Origin of the sequence: Lentibacillus songyuanensis, from assembly GCF_039548255.1 — a bacterium.
Classification (GTDB): domain Bacteria; phylum Bacillota; class Bacilli; order Bacillales; family Amphibacillaceae; genus Lentibacillus_C; species Lentibacillus_C songyuanensis.
On the sequence record NZ_JBCLVH010000001.1, the window covers coordinates 422,012 to 429,036 of the forward strand.

Here is a 7,025-nt window from a genome sequence, read left to right on the forward strand (position 1 = left end):
AGCCTGATCGTGAGGGTGTTACTAATCAATTCCCAGTGATTCATACGGAACCTCAATTTTGAAGGCTAAATCGTTGGCTTCCAAATCAAACCGCTCCATACTCACTTGAAAGTTACTCTTAATATTCATTTCATTTACAGCTACATAAACTTCTTCACTCTTTGGATCGATCGTTACCCACTCAGGCATAGGAAGGTATTTCTTCATGTATTCCATAATTTTTTGGTTGGGCAGCTCCAGCAACCCAACAGAGATGGACCGCAATTTCAATATGGCATTCCCATCATCCTGAATAATTGGTTCAAGATGAACGGAGAGTGGAACAGTTGATGAAAATACTGGCAATTCGCCAATTAAATGGACATCATCTTCAAGTGAGACCCGATAATGGTGCTTGGAATCGTTTAAAAGCTTATCAATATAGGCATTGACTAATTCATTTAAATTTTCCTTTGTGGTACGCACGACAAACTCGGAGCTCTTTTGATCATAATTGTCATCTGATTTCGGGGGCTGAGTGGATGACACGGGCCAAAAAATGAGTAACAAAAGTAGGCCGACAATAATGATATCAAACAAAAGCAAGCCATAAAACAATCGTTTCCATTTGCGTCGCGGGTTTGTGTTTCTTTTTGCAGTCACAATAATCACCTCTATCCTTTCTTGATTCGGTTCATTCCGAATAACAGCCATACGGATCATAACGATTGTTCCTGTAGATAGCTGTCGCGACATAGTCGTTATCAACCCTGGCTGTCTGGTTATGGAACCTCTTCCCTCTTATGGCTTCAAATATTCTAGTACCCGTCTTGCCATAAGTTTATACCCACTTGTATTTGGATGGAAATTATCGTCTGCAAATAATTCCGCATTTGTGTCCTCGAATAAATCTATTGTCGGTATAAAAGTGGCATTTTCATACTCGTTTGCCACTTTTTCTCCCGTCGTATTCCAATCTTTTACGATTGCACCAAGTTCCTTTATCTCTGGAAAGTATTTTTCGTAAGGGTTGTAGAAACCAATCAGATAAACTTTGGTATCCGGGTTCAATTCGTCTATTTTAGCAAAGATCCTGTTGAGCCGCTTCTCATAATTTGTGCGTTCCTCTCTAAAATCATCATAGGATAAATCGGTGATATTATCTTTGAGCACCTTCATAATGTCATTTGCGCCAATGGTGATGGTTATAATATCGGCATCTTTAATGGAAGCAGAGATTTCTGGTATATCGAGTCGTTTTAGCAGCTGGTCGGAGCGGTTTCCCCGCTTGCCATAGTTGTCAAACTCTGCTAGGTGTTTCTTTTGATTGATCGTATTATCCAGAATGCCAACATATCCACCTTCGTCAGTTGTATCTCCCACACCCTGTGTTAAGGAGTCTCCAATGGCAACCACATGGATTTGGTTATTCGTAAAGTAATTAATCGTGCTTTCCAACGTGTCCTCAAGGAAGGCTTTGATATCGGGTTTATTTTCGTTATGTTCGCTATCCTGTTTTTCTTCCTGCGTCTGATCGGAATCGGTTTGCGGTTGCTTTTCATCTGTAGACCTTTGCTTGGAAGATGGCTCCTGAATGGTCTTTTCTACCTGTTCTGTTGGTCCAAAGTAAATGAAGGATATTCCGATGCCAATCACAACTAGTAAAATCAAAAATATAATTGCAAATTTCTTCAAAATGTATCACACCAATACGAAATAGTTCTTTATTAATAATATGCGGGAATTGTAATGATTAAGAACAAAAGCAACAGCCCTATAGCTGTTAGATTAGAGCGTCCCGCTTCAGGCTTTTATATGTTTATGACGTTTTCTTTGGCTAGTATATCATGTTTTTGTAGTCGATATAGCTTGTTATAAAATTGTAATGAAATTGTTTAAAGGGATGGTCAAAAAATAAAAGAACTGGTGAAAGACACAAGAGGCTGCCCCCTTTTTGCGAGACAGCCTCTTGTATCTTTAACTATTCTTGTTCATCATACGCTAACAGTTGCTTGTTCAGTCGTATTTCCGCGTAAGCGAACAAATTTCTCATATAGTTTTACTCCGGTGACAACCGTGATACCAGCAGCTTCAGCATGTTCAAGTGTTGGCTCCGTTCCAATCAGTTGTTCAATCCAGAGAATCTTGCCTTCCTTGTTGATAAATTGCTCAATCGTGCTGTTAGGGACAGGTCCTTGTTTGAGCCAAACAGTATCAATCGCAGCCTGTGTATCCTGCAGCTGGTTTGTATCATTTACGTGGATAAGCTGATAGCCAAGCTGTTTTAATTGGTTTGTTTCCTGTTCATTATGACCCTCACCAACTACAGCGATCGTTTTTTGCCTTAAAGCACCATTTTCCCGGATGAATGGGGAAGAAAGCAACCATTTTACTGCATCAGCCTTTGTAGCTTGGCGACTTGGCTTTGTATTGGTAGCTTTGGCGATCGCCTGATCTAAATCGCTTAGAACATCATCGACCTGTTCAATACCAATAGAGAGCCGAACTAATTCCTCGCTTACCCCGCTTTTTTTGAGGTCCTCGGCACTCAATTGTTGATGGGTAGTCGATGCCGGATGGATAATCAATGATTTTGCATCACCAACGTTTGCCACATGGGACCAGATAGAAATGTTGTTGATCAGTTTTCTGCCGGCATCTCGTCCGCCTTGAATACCGAATGTAATCATCGAGCCAAAACCTTTTTGTAAATATTTCTTTGCTAAGGAATGTGCCGGATGGTTCTCTAGACCTGGATAATTCACCCATTCCACAGCAGGGTTGGCTTGTAAATAGGCAGCCACTTTTTCTGCATTTTTATTATGTCGTTCCACCCGCAAATGCAAAGTTTCCAGTCCTTGTAATAGTAAAAACGCATTATGCGGGCTTAAGCAAGCGCCGATATCCCTTAATAGCTGAACCCGCAGTTTTGTGGCAAATGCAGCAGGGCCGAGGTCAGCATAACGAATGCCGTGGTAGCTTTCATCAGCTTCGATAAAGCCGGGGAAGTTTGCATGATTCCAATCAAACCGGCCGCCATCAACGACAATGCCGCCAATCGAGTTTCCGTGTCCGCCAATCCATTTGGTTGCAGAGTGGATGACAATGTCAGCTCCCCATTTAATTGGCTGGGCAGAATATGGTGTCGCAAACGTGTTGTCCACAATTAAAGGGATATGGTGTTCATGGGCGATGCCTGCAATCCCTTCTATATCTAGTACGTTTAGACTAGGATTGGTGATGGTTTCACCAAAAATCGCCTTCGTTTTTGAGGTGATAGCTGAACGAATTGCCCCCAGGTCTGTCCCATCCACAAAATTCACTTGGATCCCATAGCGAGGCAAGGTCGTCGAAAATAAGTTATATGTTCCACCGTATAAGTTGCTATCAGCAATAATTTCGTCACCGGCCCCGGCCAGGTTCAAAATAGCTAACGTAATGGCAGCCATACCAGATGATGTCGCAACGGCTGCAGATCCATCCTCAAGCTGTGCTACCCGTTCCTCAAATACGGCGCATGTCGGGTTGCCAAGCCGTGTGTACAGATAGCCGGGCTCGGCTAAAGAAAATAAATTTTGTGCATGCTCAGTGTCGCGGAATACATAGGAAGTAGTTTGATAGATCGGAACAGCACGTGACCCGGTTGTTGGATCCGGTTCCTGTCCCCCGTGAAGTATTACTGTTTCTGGATCGTGAAATTGAAAGTTTGACATAAAAAATTCCTCCTTTTGTGGTTGGTTAATATGTTGGAAGGGAGTATTACAAAAGCCCCCTTCCTAAGAAGAGGGCGTATACGTCAACGTTCCTCCTCTTATCTACCAGATCAAGTCGACCTGTAGGATGTAGCACCTTTCAAAGCTGGTTATCAGCCTGATGGTTGCCGGGCTTCACAGGGCCTAATCCCTCCACCACTCTTGATAAGAGATATGAAATTTTAGAAAAATTAATGTAACAAGAATTATATACCTAAATTCAATCATCCGTCAACTATTTTGATAAAAATAATATGAATTTAAATGAACGTAAATACTGTCCAAGTTAGATAGAATACTGTCGGAACTCAAAAAATACCGTCCAAATCATGGAGGCTGCTAAATAGATTCGTTTTGAAAACCTTTGTATCTCGCACGTATCGGGCTTGCTGACGCACGTTTCAGCCCGTTTTCTTCCAAACGATTATGAAAAGGTGCTTTTTCAGTGAGCTCCAAATCATGATGTTGCCTTTTTTCGCTTTTTCGCTGGTCTATGTTGCACGGACGTCATGTAAATGATTAATGCGATCCAGATGAATGCAAAGGATACCATATGGGCATGGGTGAATGTCTCATGATAAAGAAACACGCCGAGCAAAAGCATGATGGTTGGTGCAATGTATTGTAAGAAGCCGACCATGGATAATGGAATTTGCTTGGCTCCGCTGGCAAATAGCAAAAGCGGAATGGCTGTTGCAACTCCGGCACCAATTAACAAAAGTGGTGTGCTGGTAGACATGTTATTGATAGTAAATATGTGCGCAGGTACGGCAGCAACATAAATCAATGCCAGCGGTGTGACGATCATGGTCTCCATTGCCAGGCCAAACATCGCTCCAATATCCACCGTCTTTTTTAACAATCCATACAACCCGAATGTGATAGCCAACGCTAAAGAAATCCAAGGAAACACTCCATAACTGACCGCAAGATAGATGACACCAATCGCTGCAATGAGAAACGATGCAAGCTGCTGTCGGGTCAATCGTTCTTTTAAAATAATCATGCCTAATAAGATGCTGACCAGCGGATTCATATAATAACCAAGGCTTGCCTGGATCACATGTTCAGTGTTAACGGCCCAAATATAGGTAAGCCAATTGAGACTAATGATAAAGGAAGCAGACGAAATACCGATTAATTTCTTTTTATTTTTAAAAATGGCTTTGCATTCTGCGATAAATGGAGACCACTTTTTTAGTACAAGAATAATAGCGATCATAAATAAGAAGGACCAGATAATGCGATGTGCCAATATAGTGCCTGGTTGGACATTATCGACCAGTTTCCAGTAGATTGGCAGAATCCCCCAAAATATGTAGGCGAATGTAATATAAATAATTCCCATTTTTTGCTCTGCTTGCTTCATTTATTGCTTCTCCTTCCTGGAAAATTCCCCAAAATCCATTGGTTCGAAATAAGCCAATTTTAGAGGGTGGTTGAAAAAAAGGCAATTATCTTGCTTGTGCAGGGACACTCGTAAACGCTTTGCCAACCAAAAAAGTGAGAACAATCTCCGGAAACCGCTTTCAAGGATAAGCCTTTTCCGATATCATAGAAGTAGGAAGAGAAATGCATGAAGGAAAGGGAGAATGACATGACAGAGCGATATAAACATTTCGAAACATCCGTCATTCACGATGGATATGATGCAAAAGAAATGCTTGGCAGTTTAACGCCGCCATTATTTCAGACATCCACTTATACATTTGAAACAGCAGAGCAGGGGGAGCGACGCTTTGCTGGCGAAGAAGCGGGTTATATTTATTCACGATTGGCGAATCCAACGGTGAAGGTGCTGGAGGAACGAATTGCTGCGCTTGAAAATGGCGAGCGCGGATTAGCATTTGCCTCCGGTATGGCTGCCATATCGGCGGTTCTGGTTGCGTTGACCAAAGCAAATGATCACATTGTTTGTTCATCCGGGTTGTATGGATGTACATTTGGTCTGTTGTCGATGATGGAGGAAAAATATGCGATCACCCATGACTTTTCAGAAATGGATTCGCCCGAGGAACTCCAAGCCCGTATCAGGCCGGAGACAGCATGTATTTATGTAGAAACCCCGGTTAACCCGACGATGAAGCTTATTGATTTGGAAATGGTTGCCCAGGTGGCAAAAGAATATAATATCCCGGTGGTTGTGGATAGTACATTTTCTTCCCCATATTTACAGCGTCCGCTTGATCTGGGCTGTGATGTTGTTGTTCATAGCGCAACCAAATATATTGGTGGCCATGGGGATGTGGTTGCAGGACTTGCTGTAGGGACGAAGGAATTCCTGGATTCGGTACAAATGACCACCCAGAAGGATATTGGTGGTATTATGTCACCATTTGATGCCTGGCTATTGATTCGTGGACTAAAGACGTTACCAATTCGTCTGGATCGGCACTGTGATAACGCCGAGAAAATTTTTGCCAGGCTAAAGGATCATCCAAACGTGGCCAAGGTATATTATCCGGGTGATGACACAAACCCGGCGTATGCGATCAAAGAAAAACAAATGAAACGTGGCGGCGGTATTATTGCGTTTGAAGTGAAAGGCACAAAACAGGATGCCCAAGCAGTGTTAAATGCACTGTCATTTCTCAAAATCGCCGTTAGTCTTGGAGATGCGGAGACACTGATTGAGCATCCAGCTAGTATGACACATGCGGTCATTCCGGAGGCATCCAGGCTGGACATGGGGATAACCGATCAACTTATACGTCTTTCGGTTGGACTAGAACGATGGGAGGATATCTGGACAGATCTGGAACAAGCGCTCAATCAAGTAAAACACCAGTCAGTTGCGAGTATGACTAATAGGTAGTCACGAATGTGGCATGTCTCTTGTTTTCTACTATGTAAATTGGAAAAAGCGGTTGGGATAAGGTGTGTTAGTCATAAAGAAATCCGAATGATTCAAGTTTCTTCAAAAGGAATTTGTATGCATTCGGATTTTTTGTGTGTAAGAAGAACGTATATGATTTTTGATCATGAAGTATTCAATCCCGGATAAAAGTTTTTAAGTATCCCATATAGGGAATGTTGATGCTGATTGGATAGAAAATACGACGTAGTGACAATTTTATTACATGACACTCGTTCTATTGGAAGAGGAGTGCTAATGCCGCCGTCCGTGTGAGGGGAGGGCGGAGTATTCTGACGGAGCGAATGTAGGCACCAATCTTCCATTAGAACGGGAGAAGTGCCCTCAAAGAAATTATCACTATGTCGCAGCATTCCTGTAGAACGTTAAATTTGGGGTTTGAAAATATTAGGGCCCCTCGATAAGATTATGGTAGACCA

Annotated in this window: 5 protein-coding genes and 1 riboswitch; of the genes, 1 reads left to right on the plus strand and 4 read right to left on the minus strand. The window is 42.4% G+C overall.

Translation table 11 applies throughout. From position 1 onward, the window contains the following. Positions 1–21: 21 nt before the first annotated feature. The 4 genes from WMZ97_RS01965 to rarD form a co-directional block, all read right to left on the minus strand. The gene (locus tag WMZ97_RS01965; RefSeq protein ID WP_343270363.1) at positions 22–735 is read right to left on the minus strand and encodes a YpmS family protein; all 714 of its coding nucleotides are present in this window, start codon (positions 733–735) and stop codon (positions 22–24) included. A 45-nt stretch (positions 736–780) separates the two neighbouring features. Beyond that, on the minus strand, positions 781–1,674 hold the full coding sequence (locus WMZ97_RS01970; RefSeq protein WP_343270364.1) for an SGNH/GDSL hydrolase family protein: 894 nt from the start codon (positions 1,672–1,674) through the stop codon (positions 781–783). 299 nt (positions 1,675–1,973) lie between these two features. Next, on the minus strand, positions 1,974–3,692 hold the full coding sequence (locus WMZ97_RS01975; RefSeq protein ID WP_343270365.1) for a PLP-dependent aspartate aminotransferase family protein: 1,719 nt from the start codon (positions 3,690–3,692) through the stop codon (positions 1,974–1,976). A 95-nt stretch (positions 3,693–3,787) separates the two neighbouring features. Beyond that, a riboswitch (SAM riboswitch) is annotated at positions 3,788–3,903 on the minus strand. 285 nt (positions 3,904–4,188) lie between these two features. After that, entirely contained in the window at positions 4,189–5,100 is a 912-nt protein-coding gene (gene rarD / locus WMZ97_RS01980) for an EamA family transporter RarD (RefSeq protein ID WP_343270366.1), read from the minus strand. A 207-nt stretch (positions 5,101–5,307) separates the two neighbouring features. Between rarD and megL the strand changes: the two genes are divergently transcribed. Next, complete coding sequence (megL, locus tag WMZ97_RS01985) at positions 5,308–6,546, plus strand: methionine gamma-lyase (RefSeq protein ID WP_405027644.1); 1,239 nt, start codon at positions 5,308–5,310, stop codon at positions 6,544–6,546. The last annotated feature ends 479 nt before the right edge of the window (positions 6,547–7,025 follow it).

Excerpts from the sequence above, each read along its gene's own strand:
- WMZ97_RS01965 (WP_343270363.1), bottom strand. The coding sequence starts at position 735 with ATGTCGCGACAGCTATCTACAGGAACAATCGTTATGATCCGTATGGCT.
- WMZ97_RS01975 (WP_343270365.1), bottom strand. The coding sequence starts at position 3,692 with ATGTCAAACTTTCAATTTCACGATCCAGAAACAGTAATACTTCACGGG.
- rarD (WP_343270366.1), bottom strand. The coding sequence starts at position 5,100 with ATGAAGCAAGCAGAGCAAAAAATGGGAATTATTTATATTACATTCGCC.
- megL (WP_405027644.1), top strand. The coding sequence starts at position 5,308 with ATGAAGGAAAGGGAGAATGACATGACAGAGCGATATAAACATTTCGAA.